This window comes from Pseudomonas sp. F8002 (assembly GCF_013385495.1).
Taxonomy (GTDB): domain Bacteria; phylum Pseudomonadota; class Gammaproteobacteria; order Pseudomonadales; family Pseudomonadaceae; genus Aquipseudomonas.
Genome location: NZ_JACAPW010000001.1, coordinates 24172 through 47218, shown reverse-complemented (window position 1 = coordinate 47218; position 23047 = coordinate 24172). Strand labels below are relative to the sequence as shown.

The following is a 23047-nucleotide window of genomic DNA, read 5'->3' as shown; positions in this document are numbered from 1 at the left end:
TGACTCAGTATGCCGCGTTCCGCTGTCTGGTTGCGATCACTTGGCGCGATGAAGTTGGCGCAGGTTGCCAATCACCGAAGCCAGGGCGCGGTCGAACAACAGCGCATCATCCAGGGTTCGCACCGCGCCGCGCTTGAACTCCAGGGCCAGTTCAAGCGGATTTTTTTCCAATACCTTGAGGCCGGTTCGATTGACGAAAATACAGGTATTGCCCGGCGCAATAATCGCCGTCAGCTTGCAACGCAGGGTGTTTTCGGCGTCTTCCTGAAATTCCACCCAGCAACCGATCCGCAGTTGGCGAACCTTGAGCAGGTCGGGATCATCTTCCGGCAGGCTCGCCTCGATGGCCGGTGCCGCGGGACTGAGGACGAATGCCTCGCGCACCTCGATTTGCGACAGCGACGGTTGTTCCTCGGCACTGCCCCGGAACGACTGGACATGCAGGGTTTGCAAGCGGGTGAAAAATTCCCGGGTAATGAAGGGATCGAATGCCGCGCCGCTCAACCCATCGCGCAAGGCTTTCAGCAAGCCTGGCAACTGCTCCAGCAGGTGCCGGCCGGCTTCGGTGTCTTCGCTGAGGCCGACACTCCAGATCAACTCGTCCATGGTGCGCAACCCGGCCAGCCATTGTGGCGAGTGCTCGCCATGCTTCAGGCACGCCAGCAACAGCACCTGGCTCCAGGCCTGTTGCAGGAACTGCACCACGACCTCGGGCAGAACTTTGCCCAACAACCGCAGATTGAGGGCTTCGGCTACACGCTGACGAGCGATTTCGGTACGGGCGCGCCCTTCTTCCGCATCGCGGGTACGTTGCTCCAGCAATTCGCTGCGGCGTCGCTCGTCATGGGTAAACGCGGTGAACTCGGTCAGTAACTGGGAAAAGATTGCCGGATCATCCACAAAATCATTCAACAACCGCTGCACTACCTGCTCGATGTGCAGGTACAGGCTGTCGCGCTGATAATCGTCGCGCTGGCTCCAGCCCATGGCCGCCGAAGCGATTTCATTGAGCAAGCGTCGCGCCGGGTGATTGGTGCGGCTGAAAAAACTCTTGTCCAGCACCGCCACTTTCAGCATCGGGATCTGCAGGCGGGCGATCAGCGCCTTGAGGGACTCGGGCACCGTACCGTCATTGAGGATGAACTCGAACAGCATGGCGATCAGGTTGATCACATCCTCGTCCGCATCCTCCACCACCCGAGACTTGCCGCTCTTGACGCTGACCCGGGTCAGCAATTGTTCAAGCTGGTTGCGCAGGTCGAAATCGTCCTCGACCTCAGGCTCAGGCACATATTGCTGCAAATGGGAGAGCAGGCGCAGCAAGTCACGGGTGGAGATGGGCTGGGTCTCGGCGCTGGCTTCCAGCGTGGGTGCCACGCTGCCGCGCACTGCCGACAGCAATTCCTGCAACGCCGCGAAAACTTCCTGGCCGCTGTCGTCTGCCGGGTGGCCGGCAATCGGCGGGGTGTCTTCAGGCAACTCGGCCGTGGCGACGGCGCGCCGCGATGGCACGGCCTTGAGTTCGGGCAATACGCCGGTGGCGATCAGCAACTGATTGGCTTCGCCGTACAACAGATCAGCGTCACTGAGCACGTATTTCTCAAACAGCTTGAGAATGATCAGCTTGACCCGGATTTCCACGCCAAGGCTGCGTCCTGCTTGCAGAAAAAACGCGCACAGCATTGCCGGGCCCAGGGGGTTGTCCCGATCATCCAGGCGTTTGTCGAGCAAGGCATTCAGCCGGGCTGTCAATTGCCCAAGGGCGAGCCCGTCACGGCGCAGCACCTTGCCCAGCATGGCCTCGAGCGCGACGGCTTTTTCCAGCTCATCGCCCGAGACCCCGGGCGCCGCGGTGTAGGACACCACCGGAATCAGTTGCAGCTCACCGCGCTCCACGTTGCCAAGATTGGCAAACGCTTCGTAGAGTTGCTCCATGAAGCCACGCTCGAAATTCTTGCGCTTGAGGCGCAGGTCGCGCATGGCTTCAAAGAAAATACCGTGGTCGACGTTACTGCGGGTCTTGTCGGCCATTTCGAACAGGGTGTCGTCGGCGTTATCAAACAGCTCCTGCAGTCCCTGCCTGAGTTGCTGCGCCGCCTTGTCACGGACCTGGAGCAACACCACCGGCAGGCGGGCGAGCGGCGATGGCGTCGCCCGTGCCTTATTGATCGGCACCACCTTCCCGTCATTGTGCATCCTGGCCTCCTGAAACGGCGGTATTCGATTGTGTGAAAGATCGGTGCAGCAATGGCGCGAAGCACGCCGGGGCACTGCGAAAAGCGGGCTATCACCGTGACGTCAAAGCTATGACGCCAATTGCAAGGCGCGAGATTATCTTGCAAATGAGGGTTGTTGCGCCAGCGAACTCTGTGATTGCCGTGTAAATGAACATCGCGCACCGCACCCGTGGTGCCAGTTGCCTTGGGTTCAGGCCCGCCCTGCCCCTATAATCCAGGCACTTTGTTTGTGGAGCCTGTTATGCCCAATCTTCGTCTAGCCGACCTGACCGCCGAAATCGAAGCCAATGTGCGTCGCGCATTGCTGGAAGACATCGGCAGCGGGGATATCACCGCACAACTGATCCCCGCCGAACGCCTGGCCAAGGCCACGATCATCACGCGCGACGCCGCCGTCATCAGCGGCACGGCCTGGGTGGAAGCGGTGTTTCGCCAATTGGACCCACGCGTCGCGGTGCATTGGCAGGTGCGCGACGGCGAACGTGTCAGCCCCAACCAGGCGCTGTTTCACCTCGAAGGCCCGGCCCGCTCGCTGCTCAGTGGCGAGCGTTGCGCGCTGAATTTCCTGCAACTGTTGTCAGGCGTTGCCACCCGCGCCCAATACCTGGCGGACTTTGTCGCGTCCACCCAGGTCAAGCTGCTGGATACCCGCAAGACCCTGCCCGGCCTGCGCCTGGCGCAAAAATATGCAGTGACCTGCGGTGGTTGCCACAACCACCGCATCGGCCTGTATGACGCGTTCCTGATCAAGGAAAACCATATCGCAGCCTGCGGCGGCATTGCCCAGGCCATCAGCGCCGCCCACAAGATCGCCCCGGGCAAGCCGGTGGAAATCGAAGTGGAAAGCCTGGAGGAACTGCGTGAGGCACTGGCGGCGGGCGCCGACATCATCATGCTGGATGAGCTGAGCCTGGATGACATGCGCGAAGCGGTGCGCCTGAACAACGGCAAAGCCAAGCTGGAGGCCAGTGGCGGGATCAACGAAAGCACCCTGCTGCCCATTGCTGAAACCGGCGTGGACTACATCTCCATCGGGGCGATGACCAAGGATGTGAAGGCGGTGGATTTGTCGATGCGGCTGAGTCTCTGAAACGCTCCTAAATGTAAGCGCCTGCTTTTGTGGCGAGGGAGCTTGCTCCCGCTGGAGTGCGCAGCGCTCCCAAGGTTTTTGGGGTCGCTTCGCAACCCAGCGGGAGCAAGCTCCCTCGCCACATTAAACTTGTGTCAGATCGCGAGATTGTTCATCCCGCAATACTCGTTCCAGTCGACACCCAACACCTCGGCCGCTTCCTTGTGCAAAGCCAGGCGCGCCGCCTCGAACGCTTCGGGGGTGGAGGTGTACTTCAGGGTCAGTTCCCATGGCTGCAGGCCCTGGGCCTCGGCCTCATCCTCAAACGCCCATTGGATCTGGTCCCTTTGATCATCGGCGCTCAGGTCCTTGATCTCATCCAGCAGTTCCGGCGACTCCGCGACGTACTTTTTGAGGGCTGCTTCGTGCCGCGCTTCCTGGGTCATTTCTTGTGTGGTCATGTCGTTCTCTTAGATCGAGGAATGGGGATGCATCTGGGTCATCAAGGTCGCGCAGATACAAAAGAACAGGCATGAATACCGGTTCGTCTGGCCTTCAGAACCATTCTGGGATCATCTGAAAACTGTGTTGCCTTTGTGCCCGAGACAGGAATCGAACCTGCGACCTTCGCGTTACGAGTGCGCTGCTCTACCGGCTGAGCTACACGGGCGGTGGGCTAAAGCTAGCACTGCCTTGGACGTCCGGCAACTCACTGCATTTCGAGGGCAATCACACCTTGCACCCAAAAGCGTGGCTGCAGGTGACCGTTACTCAGGCCCATGTAGTGCTCGCTGCGCTCCGTGAGTCGGGGCACATCACGAATCGCGACGAACACCAGCAAGCCCACGGCCACGACACTCGCTGCCATCCACACCCTGTACAACGCCGGTACCGGGGCGACCGATGGAACGCGCCACACATGCAATCCCATCAGCCAGCCAACCACCAGCGCCAGCCAGAGTTGCGACACCGGCATCACGATTACCCCATCCACCTGTGCCTGGGTCAGTGCACCGATCAGCGAGGCAAACAGGCACAGGCGCAGCAGGTCCACGGGCGCCAATGACAACGCACGCTTACGCAACACGTCCAAGGTTGACCAACCCGCCCACGCGACCAACGCGATCACGCACAGCGTCGACGGTACGCCCCATTCGCTGGCCCACTGCAGAATCGCCTGGTGGGGATGCGCGGCAATGTCATTGGCGATGTCGGCAAAATGCATCGGCCCGAAACCCAGCCAGGGCCGCTCGATAATCATGCTCCAGGCCTGCAACCATATCGGCCCACGCCCCGAAAGGTTGGTGGTCAGTCGATCTACGGCACCATTGGAAATTACAATCCCCAAGTACCCTGCCAGCACCGTGAAGACCAACCAATACAACACTAACCCACAGGCCAGTGCCGCCAACTGCCAGGCCAGCCAGCGACGCCCCTGCGGCCCCAGGAACATCAGGACGCAGCCGGCAGCGCCCATACCGAGCCAGGTGCCGCGGGTACCGCCACCGATCGCGATCAGCCACCAGACACACAGCAGGGCGAATACTGCGCCCCGCGCTGGACGAGCGACGTTTGAAACCAGCAAGGGAAGCGCCAGCAGCGGCAGGGTGAAGGTCTGGAACTGACCGTAGAAACGTTTATTGGAGAACCCGGACAACAGCAAATCGGTATTCACGATTGCTTCGCCGCTGGTGAAGGCGAGGACCCCGGCGTGCAGATATTGAATACTTTTAACCATGCACAGCAGCAATACGAACAGCACCAATACACGATCCAGGGACTCATCCCCATTGCGCCTGGCCCGGCTGAAAGCCACGGCAATGGCGCAGCAACTGATGAGCAGCGCCAGCTCGGTCAACGCCCAGAGTGGCTGGTGGGCCAACAGGGCCGAAACCAGCCCCGCGCCCCCGATCAGCGACACCCCGAGCGCTGTCGACCTGTCGACGCATCGCTCTGCCCGCGGCAAGCACAGCCCATACACCACCGCACACAGCCCCACCGATATCTGCACCGCACGTTGCCAGTCATGGCTACTGAACGGCGCGCAGATAGCCAGCATCAGCAGACACATAACCACGACGAGGAATAGGTTCCCCCGCTGCTGGACAGACAACGTCATCGGCAACCTCTACTTCCTTGTGGTGGGTGTGAGCGGTTTACACACACGCTCTCCATTGCTGCGTAAACAGTAGACGACCTGATGATCAGGCGCCGCCGGAAGCACAACCTTTAGCGGCGTATTGGTCTTCTGCCGTGGTGGTGCACTTCCAGCCGGTTGTGGCGCTACGGGTCAAGGTGATGATCTTGCCCAGGACCGGCGCGGGTGCGTCGAGGATTTCGCAGGCGATCGTGCCCGCCCCCGTGGCCACGTCGCCAGTCACCTCAATCCTGCAGTTGGCCGTGGGGCTGGTCCCGCCGATCAATGCCAGGGTCGGTGGCGTCCCCTGGTTCAGCGTGTCTTCAAAGCCCGCCTTCAACGCGGAGACTTCGGCCAGCCCTGCGGTGAACTTGGCCTTGGCCTGGTGCTTGGTGTACATGGGCAGGCCGATGGTGGCCAAAATGCCGATGATTGCCACGACGATCAACAATTCGATCAAGGTAAAACCTTTCTGACGCATCACATTCACTCTCCAGAATAAAACCTTTCGCGAGGCGCATCCTGCACCCCGTCTCGGCAACCGCGCCAGTGTACTCACCCCCGCGCAACCAATGCTGAACAAGACGCACAAACTGACATTTTTTCGCTCACGGCGAGCCTGCCCGAATCCGTCACCTGACTAAGCTATAAATCTTCCACTGTCTGTGTGCGGAACCGTGAAATGAATGATGTTTCAGCGATCTATGCCTGGGAAGGCGTCAACCGCAAGGGGCGCAAGGTATCCGGAGAAACCCGTGGTCACAATCCCGCCCTGATCAAGGCACTGCTGCGCCAGCAAGGTATCAATCCTGGGCGCGTACGCAAGAAATTCGCCGGTTGGCCGAGCCTCGCCCTGCCGGTCAAACCGGCAGAGATCGCCCTATTCACCCGCCAACTGGCGACGCTGCTGAAGGCAGGTATCGCACTTTTACAGGCGCTGGATATCATCGCCGAGGGCTTCGACAACCGGCATATGGGGGCGCTGGTACAAGGCTTGAAGCAGGAGATCGCCGCCGGCAGCAGCCTGGCTGTCGCCTTGCAGAAATACCCACGCTACTTCGATGATCTGTACTGCAACCTGGTTGCGGCGGGTGAACAGGCGGGCGCACTCGAAGCGCTGCTGGAAAGGGTGGCCATTCACCTGGAAAAAAGCGAACAGCTGAAAGCCAGAATCAAGAAGGCCATGACCTATCCCGTGACGGTACTGGCAGTCGCCACCGCTGTCAGCGCAATCCTGCTGATTCACGTGGTGCCGCAGTTTCAGGGGTTGTTTGCCGGCGTCGATGCACAACTGCCGGGCTTTACCCTGGGCGTCATCAGCCTGTCGGAGTTCATGCAGCAAAGCTGGTGGATGCTGATCCTGGCCGCGGGTGCCGGTTTCGCAGGAATGCGCAAAGCCTATCGCTCGTCCACAGGCTTTCGCCACTGGCTCGATGCCAGTTTGTTGAAAGCTCCCGTGGCAGGCACACTGCTGAAAAAATCGGCGGTCGCCCGCTACGCTCGCACGCTCTCGACCACCTTTGCGGCGGGCGTTCCATTGGTGCAGGCATTGGATTCCGTGGCCGGCGCCACGGGTAACGGGCAGTTCAAACAGGCAATCAATCGTATGCGGCACGACGTTGCAACCGGAATCCAGCTGAATGAATCCATGGCCACAAGCGGCCTGTTTCCAGGCATGGCGATCCAGATGACGGCTATCGGCGAGGAGTCGGGCACCCTCGATAACATGCTGGAAAAAGTCGCCTGCCACTACGAGGCTGACGTCGACAACCTGGTGGACAACCTTACCAGCCTCATGGAGCCGCTGATCATGGTGGTACTCGGCGGCATCGTCGGGGCATTGGTGCTGGCCATGTACCTGCCGATCTTTCAACTCGGTACAGCCTTTTGAGCACGCCATTGACTGAGATCCTCGTTTATCAGCCGTGGGTGTTTATGTCAGGCGCGTTGCTGCTGGGCATGATTGTCGGCAGTTTTATCAACGTGCTGGTATGGCGCCTGCCGAAGATGCTGGAACGTGAATGGCGAGCCCAGGCCCATGAAGTACTGGGCCTTCCCGCCGAGCCCATCGCGGCTCCCTATAACCTGATGCGCCCCAACTCCTGTTGCCCACACTGCAGCCACCCGATTCGCCCCTGGGAGAATATTCCGCTGCTCAGTTATGTACTGCTCAAGGGACGTTGCTCAAGTTGCCATCAACCTATTGGCGCGCGTTATCCCATCACCGAACTGGCGTGCGGGCTGATCTCGGCGGTTGTCGCCTGGCATTTCGGTTTTGGCTGGGCAGCCGGAGCGGTGTTGTTGTTGAGTTGGGGCTTGCTGGCGATGAGCCTGATCGATGCAGACCACCAACTGCTGCCGGATGTGCTGGTGCTGCCGTTGCTGTGGCTGGGCCTGATCCTCAACAGCTTTGGCGTTTTTGTGTCATTGCACGATGCGCTGTGGGGCGCGGTAGCCGGCTACATGAGCCTGTGGTCGGTGTTCTGGGTGTTCAAGCTGATTACCGGCAAGGACGGGATGGGGCACGGGGATTTCAAGCTGCTGGCCATGCTCGGTGCCTGGGGCGGCTGGCAGATCCTGCCGATGACGCTGTTGCTGTCTTCCCTGGTGGGTGTGATGGGAGGCCTGATTCTATTGCGCCTGCGCAAAGCCCACGCATCCACTCCAATGCCTTTTGGTCCGTATCTGGCAATTGCCGGCTGGATTGCATTGCTCTGGGGTGGTCAAATAACCGACTTCTATTTGCAGTCTGTCGGTTTCAGATGACCACTTCTGTCGCAACACCCTGGATTCTTGGCCTCACTGGCGGCATCGGCAGTGGCAAAAGCGCGGCCGCCGAACACTTCGTCCGGCTTGGCGTGGACTTGATTGACGCCGACCACGCCGCGCGCTGGGTAGTCGAACCCGGGCGCCCTGCCCTGGCGCAGATTGCCGGGCATTTCGGTGCGGATGTGCTGCAGCCTGACGGGCAACTGGACCGCGGCGCGTTGCGCAAGCTGATCTTCGAAGTGCCCGACGAGCGCCGCTGGCTGGAGGCGTTGCTGCACCCGCTGATCGCCGAGGAGATTCGCAGCCACCTGGCGCGTGCACAATCGCCTTACGCGATCCTGGTGTCACCGCTGCTGATCGAGTCCGGCCAGTACACCATGACCCAGCGGGTGCTGGTGATCGACGTGCCGCAATCGTTGCAGATACAGCGTACCCTGCAACGCGATGGCATCAGCGAAGCGCAGGTGCAGGCGATTCTCAAGGCCCAGGCCACCCGTGAAGACCGCCTGCGCCATGCCGATGACGTGCTGGTCAATGACCAGGACCTGGCCCGGCTGCACGCCGAGGTCGAGCGACTGCACCACTTTTACCTTACTTTGCGTGGAGGCCGATCATGAGCCAACCCTTGAACGTCGAATGCCCAACCTGCGGCGCACCTGTGGAATGGAAAGCAGAAAACGTCAACCGTCCCTTCTGTTCGGACCGTTGCAAACTGATCGACCTGGGCGCCTGGGCGTCCGAGGAACACAAGATCCCGGTCAGCCCGGACGCCGAGGACGAAGTGTTCTCAGGAGACTTTCAGCTCAAACACTAAGGCCGCATAAAGCCATAGTCCTGCTGGTCGTCGAGATTCTCTGCAAGGTATTGCAGCTCGTCGGCCAGGTCTTCAAAACTGCGCACGCCCTTGCTCTGCTGCACCACCGCACTGAGCATGGCGCGCAGGGTCAAGCCCGGGTCAAAGCCGATTTCCTGCGCCGCGTCCTGGCTTCTGCGTAACTCCTGCCGTGCCCACTCGTACACACTCATGATTTCGTGCTCCTGGAAATTTTGCAGAGCATGCGACCACTTGCGCGTGCGGCATTTGACCTGGATCAAGGCCGCGGATCGTCATCCTTCCAGGGCGCCGAGAGGTAGCGAGTGCGGTTGAATGTCTCCAGCCACTCGGGGCAGAACACCACCAGGGCGCTGATCACCATGCCATTGATAAAGGCCTCGGGGAAAATGATCAGCCACAAGTAGCCGACAAAATCCTCGATCCATTCCGGCATCGCAAAACGGCCATCGAACCACAGCAGCCCCAGGCCTGCCAGCAGGCACAGCAAGGCCGACAGTGCGGCGGCGAAAAAGCCCGAACAGAAGATATACACAAAGGGATTGCGTGGCTTCGCCCGCTCCACCAGCAGCGCACAGCCTTCGGTGACCAGCACCGGCAACAGGATCAGCAGCATGCCGTTGACCCCCACGGCGGCCAGGTCCTGGCGGCCGAGCAACACCAGGCCGAGCTGCGCGGCAAAGCCACCGACAATCGCCAGGGGCCAATCGAGCAGCAAGGTCACGGCGGTCATGCCGATGAAGTGATAGGACACCCCGGTGTCGAAATCCCGGCGCACCAACCACAACATGAACAGTGCGAATACGGTGCCGAACAGCAAGTGCTGGCGTCGGCGGTCGGCAAACAGCTCGACCCACGGCGAACGCAGGAGCGCCCACATCACCACCGGCGCATACAGCAGCCAGCCGATGCTGAGGGTTTCCGGCGCCAACACCGCTGCGCTGATCACGGCTGCACCTGCTCCAGGGCCTGGCGCAGTTCAGCGGCGGAATCGTATTCGCGCTGCGCCACCAGCGTCCCGTGATCCAGTTGCAGCCACAGCACTTTATTCACAGATGCGGGATAGCGCGGGGTAACACGGGCATCGCGGTCGAGCATGACGCGATAGTTGTAGGCCTGCATCGCCGGCACCGCGAACATCTTCGCGATCAGCCGGGGCATGCGCTGGATATCGGCGAGAAACACCGCATGCCGAGCTTCCAGGTAACCCTTGGGCTGGCCCTGCAGCGCCGCATCGACGATCTTGGCGGCGTCCATGCTGCGCGCTACGAGCAAGGTTTGCGCCTGGTCATCCAGGGTGTAGGCCTGGTCGAACTGATCAAGCAACGTCCAGGGTGCAACGCGCTTACCCACTTCGACGGCTTGAGCCCACACGGGCAAAAGACTCAGGAACAGCACCACAAAACACTTCACTGCATACTCCTCATGCCACGGGAAACTGCCGAGTGGCCAGTCTACACCGACCTTTTGACGCGGGACTTCCTGCGGTCATCATTTGGACGCTAAGCTGGTGACATGGATGACTCAGATTATTTGCGCCTGCTCACCGTAGCGGCCGAACAAGCCAACGCGTTCCTGTCCAATGCCCGCAAATGGGAGCGTGAGCGTTGGGTCTGCCAGCGCCTGTTGCAAGGCTTGAACGTGCCCTATCGCGCCGAAGAATTCCACGCCGCCGGGCAAGAACCGCCGGACGTGCTGTTTCGCGACGCCAGTTTCGAAGTGTTTTTCGTACTCGATGAAGGCCGGCGCCTGAACGATGAATGGCGCGACGAACTGCTGCGGCGGCGCAGCGCGTTTTCCCTGAGCCAACTGGTTCGGCGAGAAGCCAAGCCCCGGCGCATTCCCGCCCACGAATTCCTTTTGCGCCTGGCGCCCACCCTGCGCAAGAAGGCACACAACTATAAAGAGCGCGGGATGGACCTGGGGGAGCTGGACCTCATCGCCTTCGCCAGCCTCAAGCGCGAAGTACTGGACCTCAACAGTCACTTCCCTCCTCCCACCGAGTACCTGCGCCAGGGCTGGCGCTCGCTGTCCCTCGTGGGGCCGACCTTCGCCCGCGTACTGTTCGCGCACCCGGACGCACCGGACTTCTTGCGCAACAATCTGGGGCGCAGCATAGTGTTCGATGTGGGCATCAGCCTGTGATCGGGTTGGCGACTATGCTTCAGGCAATGCCGCCAATCACCCGACTGTAACGTGGCGCCCTTCAGCAACGTCTACCTGACGAGGCCTTTATGACCAGCCGCCTGAACCCCGACGACCAACAGCATGTCGAAGAGTACCTGCAACTGTCCCAGAACCAAGTCGAGCGCAAGCCTTTCCGGCCCTGGCTGCTCCTTGCGGTGGTGCTGGTTGCTGTGATCGGCCTGGGTTTGCTGAGCCGCCTTTTGAGTTACCTGACGCTATGAGCTGCCTGGCGCTCGCTCGGGTAACTGCACCGATTTCCTTTAGCCTTGCGAGATATCCCCATGACCCATCGTATTATTATCGTCGGCGGCGGCGCCGGCGGCCTGGAGTTGGCTACCCGCCTGGGTAAGACTCTGGGCAAGCGCGGCATCGCCAGCGTCACCCTGGTGGATGCCAACCTCACCCACATCTGGAAACCCTTGCTCCACGAGGTGGCGGCCGGCTCGCTGAACTCTTCGGAAGACGAACTCAATTATGTTGCCCAAGCAAAATGGAACCACTTCGAGTTCCAGCTGGGGCGCATGAGCGGGCTTGATCGCGAGCAGAAAAAAATCCAGCTGGCCGCCACCCTCGACGAAGAAGGCCGGGAGCTGGTGCCCGCGCGCGTGCTGGGCTACGACAGCTTGGTGATCGCCGTCGGCAGCACCACCAATGACTTCGGCACCGAAGGCGCGGCACAACACTGCCTGTTCCTCGACACCCGCAAGCAGGCTGAGCGTTTCCACCAGCAATTGCTCAATCACTATCTGCGCGCCCATGCCGGGCAGACGGACGTGGTAGAGCAGATCAGCGTCGCCATCGTCGGCGCCGGTGCCACCGGCGTCGAGCTGGCCGCCGAGCTGCATAACGCCGCGCATGAACTGGCCGCCTATGGCCTGGACAAGATCAAGCCGGAAAACATGCACATCACCCTGATCGAAGCCGGCCCACGGGTGTTGCCTGCACTGCCGGAGCGTATTGGCGGCCCTGTGCATAAAACCCTGGAGAAACTCGGAGTGACGGTGCTGACCAACTCCGCCGTGAGTGAAGTGACGGCCGACGCCCTGATCACCAGCAGCGGCCAGGTAATCCCGGCCAGCCTCAAGGTATGGGCTGCCGGGATTCGTGCGCCAGGCTTCCTCAAGGACATCGACGGCCTGGAAACCAACCGTATCAACCAACTGCAAGTGCTGCCGACCCTGCAAACCACCCGCGACGAGAACATCTTCGCCTTTGGTGACTGCGCGGCCTGCCCGCAACCCGGCACCGATCGCAATGTGCCGCCACGGGCCCAGGCAGCTCACCAGCAGGCATCGTTGCTGGCCAAGTCGCTGAAACTGCGAATCGAGGGCAAGGACCTGCCGTCGTACAAGTACACCGACTACGGCTCGCTGATCTCGCTGTCGCGCTTCTCGGCGGTGGGTAACTTGATGGGCAACCTGACGGGCAGCGTGATGCTGGAAGGCTGGCTGGCGCGGATGTTCTATGTGTCGCTGTATCGCATGCACCAGATGGCGCTGTATGGCTTCTTCCGCACGGCGATGCTGATGCTGGGGAGCAAGATCGGGCGAGGGACCGAGCCGCGCCTGAAACTGCACTGACAGCACGTTCCGGGATAGGACTCGGTGAGTGTGGGAGCGGGCTTGCTCGCGAAAGCGGTGGTTCAGTGCCAGGTGCACTGACTGACACACCGCTTTCGCGAGCAAGCCCGCTCCCACATTTGTTTTGTGGTGAGGCCAGGATTTCGCGCACAAAAAAAATCCCCGTATCTTTCGATACGAGGATTTTTAATATGGTCGGGGTAAGGGGATTCGAACTCCTGACATCCTGCTCCCAAAGCAGGCGCGCTACCGGACTGCGCTATACCCCGGTAAAAAAAAGGCGACCTCTCAGTCGCCTTCTTCGATCAGCGCTTTTGGCCTCTGATCTTAAGATTCGATTCCAGCGTTAACTGGTCTCAAAAATGGTGGGTCGTGTGGGATTCGAACCTACGACCAATTGGTTAAAAGCCAACTGCTCTACCAACTGAGCTAACGACCCAAATATGGTCGGGGTAAGGGGATTCGAACTCCTGACATCCTGCTCCCAAAGCAGGCGCGCTACCGGACTGCGCTATACCCCGGTTTTGAAATTGGCTCCGTGACCAGGACTCGAACCTGGGACCCAATGATTAACAGTCATTTGCTCTACCGACTGAGCTATCACGGAACTACATATTTCAAAGTGTTACGTTGTTGCATGTTACCTTCTCTTCGACGCTTCCGTATCGCTACGTTAGTGTCTCTGAGGCGCGCTATTCTACAATCTTAAAAACCCCTGTCAACCCTTTAAATTGCTTTTAAGACAATGATTTGCGCTTCTTTCTGATTTCTCCTTGGGGAGAAGAAACCGTTGGGCTGACGTTGCTGCGGGGCGCACTTTACAAGCCTTTGCCTTACAGTTCAACGCCCTATCGAAAAAAAAGGCCCCGCAATGCGGGGCCTATTCTTATAGCAGTACCGCTTGGGCTTAGTGGAAGACGATTTCGTCGTTCTCCACCGTTGCCTCGACGCTGGTGCCCGGCATAAAGCTGCCCGACAGGATCAGCTGCGCCAACGGGTTCTCGATCCAGCGCTGGATCGCACGTTTCAACGGCCGTGCGCCATAAACAGGGTCGTAACCAACCGCGATCAGCTTGTCCAACGCGTCGCGGCTCAGCACCAGTGACAACTCGCGCTCCGCCAGACGGCTGCGCAGGCGGCCCAACTGGATCTCGGTAATGCCCGCGATCTGATCCCGCGCCAGAGGCTCGAAGATCACCACTTCGTCGACCCGGTTGATGAACTCCGGCCGGAAGTGGCTGGTCAGCGCGTCCATTACCGCTGCACGCTGGGCTTCACGGTCACCCACCAGCTCCTGGATCTGTACCGAGCCCAGGTTGGAGGTCATCACGATCACCGTATTGCGGAAGTCCACGGTACGCCCGTGACTGTCCGTCAGGCGACCATCTTCCAGCACTTGCAGCAACACGTTGAACACATCCGGGTGGGCCTTCTCGACCTCGTCCAGGAGGATCACCGAGTAAGGCTTGCGCCGTACCGCTTCAGTCAGGTAACCGCCTTCCTCGTACCCTACATAGCCTGGTGGCGCCCCGATCAGGCGAGCCACGGAATGTTTCTCCATGAACTCGGACATATCGATCCGCACCATCGCCTCTTCGGTATCGAAGAGGAATTCGGCCAGGGCCTTGCACAACTCGGTCTTGCCCACGCCGGTCGGGCCGAGGAACATGAACGAGCCGCTCGGACGGTTCGGGTCGGACAACCCGGCCCGCGAACGCCGCACCGCGTTGGACACCGCGACCACCGCCTCTTCCTGGCCGATGACGCGCTGGTGCAACAGGCTTTCCATCTTCAGCAGCTTGTCGCGCTCGCCTTCGAGCATTTTCGACACCGGGATACCGGTCCACTTCGAGACGACTTCGGCGATTTCTTCCTCGGTCACCTTACTGCGCAGCAGCTGGTTCTCAGGCTTGCCGTGCTGGTCGACCATCTGCAGGCTACGCTCCAGGTCCGGTATCACCCCGTACTGCAACTCGGCCATGCGGTTCAGGTCGCCTTTACGGCGGGCTGCTTCCAGTTCCTGACGGGACTGCTCGATCTTTTGCTGGATCTGCGCAGAACCCTGCACTTCGGCTTTTTCCGAGGTCCAGATTTCTTCGAGGTCCGAATACTCGCGTTCCAGGCGAACAATTTCTTCCTGGAGTTTTTCCAGGCGTTTCTTCGCCGGCTCGTCTTCTTCTTTCTTCAGGGCCTGGGATTCAACTTTCAGCTGAATCAGGCGCCGATCCAGACGGTCCAGCACTTCGGGCTTCGAATCGATCTCCATCCGAATGCGGCTGGCCGCTTCGTCGATCAAGTCGATGGCCTTGTCCGGCAACTGCCGATCAGTGATGTAGCGATGGCTCAGTTTCGCCGCCGCGATGATCGCACCGTCGGTGATCGCGACTTTATGGTGGACCTCATACCGCTCTTTCAAGCCACGCAGGATCGCGATGGTGTCTTCTTCGCTCGGTTCTTCCACCAATACTTTCTGGAAGCGACGCTCAAGGGCCGCGTCCTTCTCGATGTACTGACGGTATTCGTTCAGCGTGGTCGCACCCACGCAATGCAACTCGCCCCGCGCCAGTGCCGGCTTGAGCATGTTGCCCGCGTCCATCGAGCCTTCGCCTTTACCGGCGCCGACCATGGTGTGCAGTTCGTCGATAAACAGAATGATCTGCCCTTCCTGCTTCGACAGTTCGTTCAGCAGGGATTTGAGGCGCTCTTCGAACTCGCCACGGAACTTGGCGCCGGCAATCAGCGACCCCATGTCCAGGGACAGCAGGCGCTTGCCTTTAAGGCCGTCCGGCACTTCACCATTGATGATGCGCTGGGCCAGGCCTTCGGCAATCGCGGTTTTACCCACGCCAGGTTCGCCGATCAGCACCGGGTTGTTCTTGGTGCGACGCTGCAGGACCTGGATGGTGCGACGAATTTCGTCGTCACGGCCGATCACCGGGTCAAGCTTGCCTTCTTCGGCGCGCTTGGTCAGGTCGACGGTGTATTTGTCCAGGGCCTGGCGGGACTCCTCGTGGTTAGGGTCATTTACCGCCTCGCCGCCGCGCAGGTTGTTGATGGCGTTTTCCAGGGCTTTTTTGCTCACGCCCTGGCCCAGCAACAATTTGCCGAGTTTGCTGTTGTCGTCCATCGCGGCGAGCAGCACCACTTCACTGGAGATGAACTGGTCACCCTTTTGCTGCGCCAGTCGATCCGCCTGGTTAAGCAGACGCGCCAGATCCTGGGACATGTTCACGTCGCCAGTCGGGTTTTGGATTTTCGGCAGTTGGTCGAGCTCTTTGCTCAACTCCTTGCGCAGGCTGTTGACGTCGAAGCCCACCTGCATCAGCAAGGGTTTGATGGAACCGCCTTGCTGCTCCAGGAGCGCTTGCATCAAGTGCGCAGGCTCGATGGCCGGATGATCCAGGCCAACCGCCAGAGATTGGGCATCGGATAAAGCCAACTGCAATTTGCTGGTTAAACGATCAATACGCATTAGTCACCTTCCTTTTGAGCAGGCCGGAGCTATGAACAAACACATCCTGAATGAAGAAACCTGCCAGATACCCTTATAGATGGGGTGGATTCTGGAAGATTCAAGCGGGCGACCGCTGACTTGCGTCAGGATTGACCCAAGTCAAAGGAGTCTAGCGTTCAAGCCAGACAAGGGAGGCAAACCGACCGGTGCGCGGGCTGCGACGGTAGGAATAGAAGCGGGGATCCGTCACGGTGCACAAGCCACCACCGTACACGGCAGTGACGCCGCGGGCGGCAAGCCGCAGGCGAGCCAGTTGGTAAATGTCGGCCATGAACTTGCCCGGGTTCTGACTGGGCACGAACGCCTCAATCGTTTCCGGAAGTTGCTGCATAAAGGCTTCACGCACTTCCGGGCCGACTTCAAAGGCTTGCGGACCGATGGCCGGCCCCAGCCACACCAGTACGTCGGCAGGCTCGGCATCCAGGCTTTCAACGGTCGCTTCCAATACGCCAGCGGCCAGGCCACGCCAGCCGGCATGGGCTGCCGCGACGCGGGTACCGGCGCGATTGCAAAACAAGGCAGGCAGGCAATCAGCCGTCATCGAAGTGCAGGCGATGCCGGGAGTGCTGGTCCAACTGCCATCGGCTTCGGCAGTCCGGCCGGGATCCGCCTCGACGACAACCACACCGTGAACCTGGCGCAACCAGGCGGGCTGGATATTGAAGGCAGCGCAGAGACGACGGCGATTTTCGAGCACGGCATCGAGGCTGTCCTCGACATGATCGCCGAGATTTAGGCTGTCGAACGGCGCCACGCTGACGCCGCCCGCACGGGTGGTAACGCAGGCTTTCACCCCGGCCGGCGCGGGCCAGTCAGGAATCAGCCAGTCACTCATCCGATAAACGCCTCGCGATCCTGCTTGAGCAGCGACAACAACCAGACAAAATCGTCTGGGAGTGGCGATTCCCAGCTCATCCGTTTACCGCTCGTCGGATGATCCAGCTCCAGGAAGCGTGCATGCAGCGCCTGGCGCGGGAAGGTTTTCAGCGAATCAACCATGGTTGCACTGGCCGCCGGCGGAATGCGGAAGCGGCCACCGTAGGCCGGATCTCCGACCAACGGGAAGTTGATGTGCGCCATGTGCACCCGAATCTGGTGGGTACGACCGGTTTCCAGCTTTACCCGCACGTGAGTGTGGGAGCGGAAACGCTCAAGCACGCGGTAGTGGCTGACGGCTTGCTTGCCGCCTTCCATCACCGCCATGCGCTGGCGCTGCTGGCCGTGGCGGCCGATCGGGGCATTGATTTTGCCACCGGCGGTTACCACGCCGATCACGATGCATTCGTAGATCCGGCTGACGCTGCGGCTCTGCAGTTGTGTGACCAGCTGCGTCTGCGCCTGAATGGTCTTGGCTACCACCATGAGGCCGGTGGTGTCCTTGTCCAGGCGGTGCACGATGCCGCAGCGCGGGACATTGATGATGTCCGGCACGTGGTGCAACAAGGCATTGAGCAGCGTGCCATCAGCGTGCCCGGCGGCCGGGTGAACCACCAGGCCGGCAGGTTTGTTGATCACCAGGATGTCGTCGTCTTCGTAGACGATGTCCAGTTCAATGTCCTGGGCGATCCATTCTCCCTGGGCTTCCTGCTCGGCAGTCAGCTCAAGAATCGCACCACCATGGACTATGTCTCGCGGGCGGATAACCGCTCCATCCACAGTCAGGCGGCCGTCTTTGATCCAGGCGGAAAGGCGCGAGCGCGAGTGCTCAGCGAATAATTGTGCGGCGACTTGATCGAGGCGTTGGCCGCCCAATTCGGACGGCACCTCTGCGCGAAGTTCAATTTTATCGGACATGCTCAGACTAGGCGTGGCACAGCCTTTGGTTTCGGCTGCGCGCTTGTGGTTAAATACGGCGTCTTTTGCCCCGAGGCTTTCCAAGGGGCGCTCATCATAACAGGACGGCCCCGCCCAAGACAGCGGCCGTCATAGGGACGCAAGCCGCCATGCAAGTGAAACACCTGCTGCTGATCGCCATCCTCGCCATGACTGCTGCTTGCTCGTCAACAAAGGAAGTCGTCGACGAAAACCTGAGCGAGGTCGAGCTGTACCAACAAGCTCAGACCGACCTGAACAACCACAGCTACACCAGCGCCACGGCAAAACTGAAGGCACTGGAGTCGCGGTATCCGTTCGGGCGCTACGCCGACCAGGCCCAGCTCGAGCTGATCTACGCCAACTACAAGAACGCCGAGCCGGAAGCTGCCAAGTCCGCCGCCGAGCGTTTTATCCGCCTGCACCCTCAGCACCCGAACGTGGACTACGCCTACTACCTCAAGGGCCTGACCTCGTTTGACCAGGACGTTGGCCTGCTGGCGCGCTTCCTGCCGCTGGACATGACCAAGCGTGACCCGGGCGCTGCCCGCGACTCCTACAACGAGTTCGCCCAGCTGACCAGCCGCTACCCGAACAGCCGCTACGCGCCGGACGCCAAGCAGCGCATGATCTACCTGCGCAACCTGCTGGCTTCCTACGAGATCCACGTAGCCGACTACTACCTGACCCGCCAGGCGTATGTCGCTGCCGCCAACCGTGGCCGTTACGTAGTGGAAAACTTCCAGGAAACCCCATCGGTGGGTGACGGCCTGGCCGTGATGACCGAGGCTTACCAGCGCCTGCACCTGGACGCCCTGGCGGCCACCAGCCTGGAAACCCTGAAGCTCAACTACCCGGACCACCCAAGCCTGAAGGACGGCCAGTTCGTACCACAGGTTGCCGAAGCGGACAACCGCTCGTGGTTGAGCAAGTACACCCTGGGCCTGATCGAGTCCCGTCCACCGCTGCCGCCGGGCGAAACCCGCGCCAACCAGGACATCATCAAGCAATACCAGGACGCCAAGGATTCGATTCCATCGGACCTCAAGCCGCGTGACGAAAACGGCGACATCATCGAAGAGCAAGGGCCTCAAGCCCTGGGCAACAACGAAGATCGCTCGTGGTTCAGCTACATGACTTTCGGTATCTTTGACTGATTGTTCGCCGCGATGCAAAAAGGGAGCTCTTCGGAGCTCCCTTTTTTATTGCGCTGCATAATTGCGCTGTGCGCCCATCACGTCCTTGGCTAAACTGCGGGATTCCTTGTCGAGAAGCTGCCCACCATGGTTCGTCTACTGTTCTGGATCGCCGTTATTGCTGCCGCGGTATGGTTTTGGCGCAAATTCAAAAGTCCGGCCGCCAAACAGCAGCGGCCCAGCGAACAGGGCCCGATCCAGATGGTTCGTTGCGCCCACTGTGGCCTTCACCTGCCACAGGATCGAGCCTTGAGCCTGCGCCAGGAATGGTATTGCACCCAGGCGCATCTGGAGCAAGGGCCGAAATCTATCCAGCGTTGATTCGGCCTGCCGGCGCATACGGGGCCGGATCAATGATCGGCTCATGTCCCAGCAACAAATCGGCAAACAGTTGGCAGGACGCCGGCGCCAGCACCAGGCCATTGCGGTAATGCCCGCAGTTGAGCCACAGCCCGTCGAAACCTGGCACCTTGCCAATATACGGAATGCCCTCCGGCGAGCCGGGCCGCAAACCGGCCCAATGCCCCACCACTTCGGCATCGGCCAGGGCCGGAATCAACTCGACGGCAGAGGCTTTCAGGCTTTCCAGTGCAGAGTCGGTGGGCGTCTTGTCGAACCCCTCGTGCTCCAGCGTGCTACCAATCAGAATGTGCCCATCCCGCCGAGGAATCGCATAACGCCCCTTGGCCAGGACCATGCACGACAAGAAGTCCGACGCACACTTGTACAAGATCATCTGCCCCTTGACCGGCTCCACGGGCAACTCAAGCCCCAGGCGGCCCAGCAACTCACCGCTCCAGGCGCCGGCGGCCAGCACTACCTGATCGCCATGGATCGGCCCGAGCGCCGTATTCACCCCAACAACCTTGCCGCCCTGCTGAATAAACCCATCAACCGCACACTGCTCGTGAATCGTCACGCCCGGCAGGGCCAACAAGGCCGCCTTGAGGGATTTGACCAACCGCGGATTACGCACATTGGCCACATCCGCCATATAGATCGCCTGGGAAAACCCGGCACCCAGCACCGGCACAGCGTCATGGGCAGCTGAAACATCCACCTTGCTCAGCGGGCGCCCTTCGCGGGCTGCCCAGGCAAGCGCCTCGGTTTCATCATCCAGGTCCAGCCAATACAGGCCGGTGGTGTGAACTTCCGGGTCAATGCCAGTAGCCGCGAACAGACGCTCTGCCAGTTGCGGGTAAAAATCCTGGGACCAGTGCGCCAGGGCCGTCACGGCCGGGCTGTAGCGCCACGGGTAGAGCGGGGAGACAATGCCGCCGCCGGCCCAGGAAGACTCCTGACCGACCGCCGAACGATCCAGCAACACAACCGCTTGCCCTTGGGTCGCCAGGTTGAACGCCGTCAACAACCCGATTACCCCACCACCCACAACCACTACTTGCTGTTGCTTAGCCATTGTTCGATCCAGCCGATAAAAAGAAAAAGGCACGCCCGGCGCCCAATCGTCCAGCTTCCTCATCATTGCCCCCAGCACGCCTTGCGCGTCATATCAGGCGCGGCTCCCGGATTGCTTCGCGCACCGGTACTGCTCAGGCTGAAGGCGGCACAGGGATCGCCCGCCATCACCGAGTCAATTGCCGGCGTGGCAAGCAGAACGAAATCCTGAGGGTTCAATGCAGGGGTGATTCTATAGCGATCATTGCCGGCGATGACGCCAGTTGCATCAATAAAAGTGCCGTTCCTCGCGTAATAGCGCTCAAGGTACTGTGCCTGCTCACTCAGCAACCCGGCAATTTCCGCGCGATAGACCTTTTTCATATGGCTGAGATACCCGGGATAGGCGACGCCCGCCAGGAGTCCGACGATCGCCACGGCGATCAGTAATTCGATCAGGGTGAAGCCTGTGCAATCCTTGCCCATCGCGCTGCTCACTTATTGAAGTTGTCGCCACATGATTCTTCGGAAACGCTCGCCGGGTCCGCTGCCCACACGGGCATACACAGACTCCAGGACGGAGCGTGAGTGCCCACTGACGCCCACTGATGTCACGCGATAGACCGTGGCCTGGGCCTCTGCCGGGAGCTGAGCAAAACCCGTTCCCGGCCCCAGGTTTTGAATACCGTAGACGCCGTCTTTCATCCCTATCCAGGTCACAGTCGATACGGGATTCGTCCCCGGCCCCACTACCGAAACCGATTCGGCAGGTGGCGCGCACGCAGCCGTCGAGTGGCAAGGGCGCAGGGCGAAACCTGACGCCTGCACCAAAGACTCGCCAAGCCTGAGGCCGCTTTCGGCCTGCTGAAACGACTGGTTGCGCTGCCGAAGGCTGCCGGTAATTTTTTCTTGCGAGATTGCTCCCTGCATCGAAGACACTCCGAGGAGTGCCAACAACAGCAGGAATACCAGGCTGATCAGCAAAACCATGCCTGCCTGCCTCGAACGGGAGAGGTAATAACCCATGGGCACGCTACTCCAGGCGATTACGTAGTGCCGCGACCACGCTGTAGGCCTGGTCTTTCACCAACCCATTTGGATCCTGAAGTGTCAGCAGAATCCGCACGCTGCGGATGAGCGACTCATCGCCGGGGTTGGGGTCATATCGGCTGACAACCGTTGAGCCAGGCTTGTCGGCCACGCCGAAACTGATATCGAATGCCCCCACGTTATCCACCAGCACCGCTTTGCTCGGGGCCGCCAGCGTGCTGAACTTCAACTGCCCGCCCTCAAAGGTGTAGGTCAGCTTGCGCAGAGGGAAATGGATTTGCCCGGGCGTCGCTGCCGGCGCGCTTCCAACATAGGCGTGGGCAGAACCGGTGCAATCGGAAAGCACCGTCCAGTCCGGCTTGCTGCCACCCTCCCCGACGTCGGCGGTCACCAGCGTCAGGGACCGGGAACTGCCGGTGGTACCCCATCCAATGGGACGATCAAAACCTGCGGGAGCGTTGCTGATTGATGCAGCGGACAAGCAGCCAAACATGCCCGCCTGGCGTATTTCCTGAATCAGCTTGCCAAGGGCGAACCGTGCATCATCCTGCAACAGCGAAGCCGCACTCTGGCTGGCATAAGTGGTTCGGGAGCTGAGTGCAATCTGGGTCACCCCCAGGATCAACATCAGGCCGAGGGCCAATGCCAGCAGCATCTCTACCAAGCTGAAACCGCACACTGGACCTCTCATGGCAACACCCTCGGGTCGACTGCAACCCGGCTGGTCAGGGTGAATGTTTCCCGGGTGCCTTGAGCCTTCGCTCCACGGGAGTCGTCCCAACTGATGCTGATGGTCACTTCTCGCTGATTGACCGCAACCGACCCCTTGGCGCTTTCCCCGGCGAACCCGGCGATATTCGCTTCAAAGTCGTGCAGGTCCAGATCACGCACACTCGCGACCGAGGTGCTGGAGGGCGCGCGTTCACCCTGGCCCCAGGAGTAATCAGCACCCGAATTGGCGCGGATCCGGTCGAGCATGTCGTAGGCAATGAAACTGGCCTGACTGGTCATCCTGGAACTGTCGGTGTATTTCAATGCATTGAGCTGAATGACTGCCGCCCCTAGCAGGCCGACAGCGAGGATCAGCACAGATACCAGAACCTCGATCAGGGTCATTCCGGCCTGGGTCGGTTGCGGGTGGGGCGTTACGGGAAAAGCGTTCATTACCATCGCCATCCATGTCGAAGGTCATCAGAAAGCAGCGCAAACCTGCTGTGCGACGCAAGACTAGCGCCGGTATTGCCTGAGCGCTGCCCCCGGGAACAAAGC

At 60.4% G+C, this 23047-nt stretch carries 25 protein-coding genes and 5 tRNA genes; 10 read left to right on the top strand and 20 right to left on the bottom strand.

What is annotated here, in order from left to right; genetic code table 11:
* Positions 1-36: 36 nt before the first annotated feature.
* Positions 37-2196 (bottom strand): DUF1631 domain-containing protein, encoded by a 2160-nt coding sequence (locus HX811_RS00270; RefSeq protein WP_177044334.1) that lies wholly within the window; start codon positions 2194-2196, stop codon positions 37-39.
* A gap of 282 nt (positions 2197-2478) precedes the next feature.
* Between HX811_RS00270 and nadC the strand changes: the two genes are divergently transcribed.
* Positions 2479-3327, top strand: coding sequence for a carboxylating nicotinate-nucleotide diphosphorylase (gene nadC, locus HX811_RS00265; RefSeq protein ID WP_008437288.1), 849 nt, complete (start codon positions 2479-2481; stop codon positions 3325-3327).
* 134 nt (positions 3328-3461) lie between these two features.
* Here nadC and HX811_RS00260 read toward each other — a convergent pair whose 3' ends face one another.
* The 4 genes from HX811_RS00260 to HX811_RS00245 all read right to left on the bottom strand — a co-directional run bounded on the left by HX811_RS00260 (position 3462) and on the right by HX811_RS00245 (position 5924).
* Positions 3462-3767, bottom strand: coding sequence for a DUF6388 family protein (locus tag HX811_RS00260; protein WP_008437299.1), 306 nt, complete (start codon positions 3765-3767; stop codon positions 3462-3464).
* Positions 3768-3903: 136 nt separating this feature from the next.
* Positions 3904-3976: transfer RNA gene (locus tag HX811_RS00255), tRNA-Thr, on the bottom strand.
* Positions 3977-4015: 39 nt separating this feature from the next.
* Positions 4016-5425: an O-antigen ligase gene (locus HX811_RS00250; protein ID WP_177044333.1), complete on the bottom strand. Its 1410-nt coding sequence runs from the start codon at positions 5423-5425 to the stop codon at positions 4016-4018.
* An 85-nt stretch (positions 5426-5510) separates the two neighbouring features.
* A complete protein-coding gene (locus tag HX811_RS00245; RefSeq protein ID WP_177044332.1) occupies positions 5511-5924 on the bottom strand; it encodes a pilin in 414 nt (137 codons plus the stop codon).
* Between the two features lie 201 nt (positions 5925-6125).
* On the opposite strand from HX811_RS00245, the gene HX811_RS00240 reads away from it, so the two are divergent.
* Genes HX811_RS00240 through yacG form a run of 4 tightly spaced genes read left to right on the top strand, consistent with a single transcriptional unit; the run spans position 6126 to position 9026 of the window.
* Positions 6126-7334 (top strand): type II secretion system F family protein, encoded by a 1209-nt coding sequence (locus tag HX811_RS00240; protein ID WP_218172216.1) that lies wholly within the window; start codon positions 6126-6128, stop codon positions 7332-7334.
* Positions 7335-7378: 44 nt separating this feature from the next.
* On the top strand, positions 7379-8209 hold the full coding sequence (locus HX811_RS00235; protein ID WP_177044535.1) for an A24 family peptidase: 831 nt from the start codon (positions 7379-7381) through the stop codon (positions 8207-8209).
* Entirely contained in the window at positions 8206-8829 is a 624-nt protein-coding gene (coaE, locus tag HX811_RS00230; RefSeq protein ID WP_003215920.1) for a dephospho-CoA kinase, read from the top strand. The genes HX811_RS00235 and coaE overlap by 4 nt, the downstream gene beginning before the upstream one ends.
* The gene (gene yacG, locus HX811_RS00225) at positions 8826-9026 is read left to right on the top strand and encodes a DNA gyrase inhibitor YacG (RefSeq protein WP_177044331.1); all 201 of its coding nucleotides are present in this window, start codon (positions 8826-8828) and stop codon (positions 9024-9026) included. Before coaE ends, yacG begins: the two co-directional genes overlap by 4 nt.
* Here the strand turns inward: yacG and HX811_RS00220 are convergent.
* From HX811_RS00220 to HX811_RS00210, 3 genes are all read right to left on the bottom strand, one after another.
* Positions 9023-9238 carry a hypothetical protein gene (locus HX811_RS00220; RefSeq protein ID WP_003215917.1) on the bottom strand — a complete coding sequence of 72 codons (216 nt, stop codon included), beginning with the start codon at positions 9236-9238 and terminating at the stop codon, positions 9023-9025. The two genes, yacG and HX811_RS00220, sit on opposite strands and share 4 nt — an antisense overlap.
* Positions 9239-9303: 65 nt before the next feature.
* Positions 9304-9993: an energy-coupling factor ABC transporter permease gene (locus HX811_RS00215; RefSeq protein WP_177044330.1), complete on the bottom strand. Its 690-nt coding sequence runs from the start codon at positions 9991-9993 to the stop codon at positions 9304-9306.
* Positions 9990-10457 carry an FAD/FMN-containing dehydrogenase gene (locus HX811_RS00210; protein ID WP_177044325.1) on the bottom strand — a complete coding sequence of 156 codons (468 nt, stop codon included), beginning with the start codon at positions 10455-10457 and terminating at the stop codon, positions 9990-9992. The genes HX811_RS00215 and HX811_RS00210 overlap by 4 nt, the downstream gene beginning before the upstream one ends.
* 102 nt (positions 10458-10559) lie before the next feature.
* Between HX811_RS00210 and HX811_RS00205 the strand changes: the two genes are divergently transcribed.
* The 3 genes from HX811_RS00205 (at position 10560) to HX811_RS00195 (ending at position 12811) form a co-directional block, all read left to right on the top strand.
* Complete coding sequence (locus HX811_RS00205) at positions 10560-11189, top strand: DUF1780 domain-containing protein (protein WP_008437312.1); 630 nt, start codon at positions 10560-10562, stop codon at positions 11187-11189.
* Positions 11190-11278: 89 nt separating this feature from the next.
* Positions 11279-11452, top strand: a complete 174-nt coding sequence (locus tag HX811_RS00200; protein WP_010174986.1) for a DUF3094 family protein — start codon at positions 11279-11281, stop codon at positions 11450-11452.
* A 60-nt stretch (positions 11453-11512) separates the two neighbouring features.
* A complete protein-coding gene (locus tag HX811_RS00195) occupies positions 11513-12811 on the top strand; it encodes an NAD(P)/FAD-dependent oxidoreductase (RefSeq protein ID WP_003215906.1) in 1299 nt (432 codons plus the stop codon).
* A gap of 192 nt (positions 12812-13003) precedes the next feature.
* Here the strand turns inward: HX811_RS00195 and HX811_RS00190 are convergent.
* The 7 genes from HX811_RS00190 to rluD all read right to left on the bottom strand — a co-directional run bounded on the left by HX811_RS00190 (position 13004) and on the right by rluD (position 18119).
* Positions 13004-13080: transfer RNA gene (locus HX811_RS00190), tRNA-Pro, on the bottom strand.
* Positions 13081-13174: 94 nt separating this feature from the next.
* A tRNA-Lys gene (locus HX811_RS00185) sits at positions 13175-13250 on the bottom strand.
* Between the two features lie 5 nt (positions 13251-13255).
* A tRNA-Pro gene (locus tag HX811_RS00180) sits at positions 13256-13332 on the bottom strand.
* Positions 13333-13342: 10 nt separating this feature from the next.
* A tRNA-Asn gene (locus HX811_RS00175) sits at positions 13343-13418 on the bottom strand.
* A gap of 300 nt (positions 13419-13718) precedes the next feature.
* Positions 13719-16283 (bottom strand): ATP-dependent chaperone ClpB, encoded by a 2565-nt coding sequence (clpB, locus tag HX811_RS00170; RefSeq protein WP_177044323.1) that lies wholly within the window; start codon positions 16281-16283, stop codon positions 13719-13721.
* Positions 16284-16434: 151 nt separating this feature from the next.
* Positions 16435-17160: a peptidoglycan editing factor PgeF gene (pgeF, locus tag HX811_RS00165; RefSeq protein ID WP_177044321.1), complete on the bottom strand. Its 726-nt coding sequence runs from the start codon at positions 17158-17160 to the stop codon at positions 16435-16437.
* Positions 17157-18119: a 23S rRNA pseudouridine(1911/1915/1917) synthase RluD gene (gene rluD / locus HX811_RS00160; protein ID WP_003215899.1), complete on the bottom strand. Its 963-nt coding sequence runs from the start codon at positions 18117-18119 to the stop codon at positions 17157-17159. Before rluD ends, pgeF begins: the two co-directional genes overlap by 4 nt.
* 149 nt (positions 18120-18268) lie before the next feature.
* On the opposite strand from rluD, the gene HX811_RS00155 reads away from it, so the two are divergent.
* Positions 18269-19294, top strand: coding sequence for an outer membrane protein assembly factor BamD (locus tag HX811_RS00155; RefSeq protein ID WP_102369923.1), 1026 nt, complete (start codon positions 18269-18271; stop codon positions 19292-19294).
* 126 nt (positions 19295-19420) lie between these two features.
* On the top strand, positions 19421-19654 hold the full coding sequence (locus HX811_RS00150; RefSeq protein ID WP_026078011.1) for a PP0621 family protein: 234 nt from the start codon (positions 19421-19423) through the stop codon (positions 19652-19654).
* On the opposite strand, the gene thiO is transcribed toward HX811_RS00150, so the two are convergent.
* From thiO to pilV, 5 genes are all read right to left on the bottom strand, one after another.
* Positions 19641-20750 (bottom strand): glycine oxidase ThiO, encoded by a 1110-nt coding sequence (thiO, locus tag HX811_RS00145; RefSeq protein ID WP_003215894.1) that lies wholly within the window; start codon positions 20748-20750, stop codon positions 19641-19643. The two genes, HX811_RS00150 and thiO, sit on opposite strands and share 14 nt — an antisense overlap.
* 62 nt (positions 20751-20812) lie before the next feature.
* Positions 20813-21214 carry a type IV pilin protein gene (locus HX811_RS00140; RefSeq protein ID WP_003215892.1) on the bottom strand — a complete coding sequence of 134 codons (402 nt, stop codon included), beginning with the start codon at positions 21212-21214 and terminating at the stop codon, positions 20813-20815.
* A 12-nt stretch (positions 21215-21226) separates the two neighbouring features.
* The gene (locus tag HX811_RS00135) at positions 21227-21754 is read right to left on the bottom strand and encodes a PilX N-terminal domain-containing pilus assembly protein (protein WP_177044319.1); all 528 of its coding nucleotides are present in this window, start codon (positions 21752-21754) and stop codon (positions 21227-21229) included.
* Positions 21755-21761: 7 nt separating this feature from the next.
* Positions 21762-22469 (bottom strand): PilW family protein, encoded by a 708-nt coding sequence (locus HX811_RS00130; RefSeq protein ID WP_102369925.1) that lies wholly within the window; start codon positions 22467-22469, stop codon positions 21762-21764.
* Positions 22466-22942, bottom strand: coding sequence for a type IV pilus modification protein PilV (gene pilV, locus HX811_RS00125; RefSeq protein WP_177027818.1), 477 nt, complete (start codon positions 22940-22942; stop codon positions 22466-22468). The genes HX811_RS00130 and pilV overlap by 4 nt, the downstream gene beginning before the upstream one ends.
* Positions 22943-23047 lie beyond the last annotated feature (105 nt).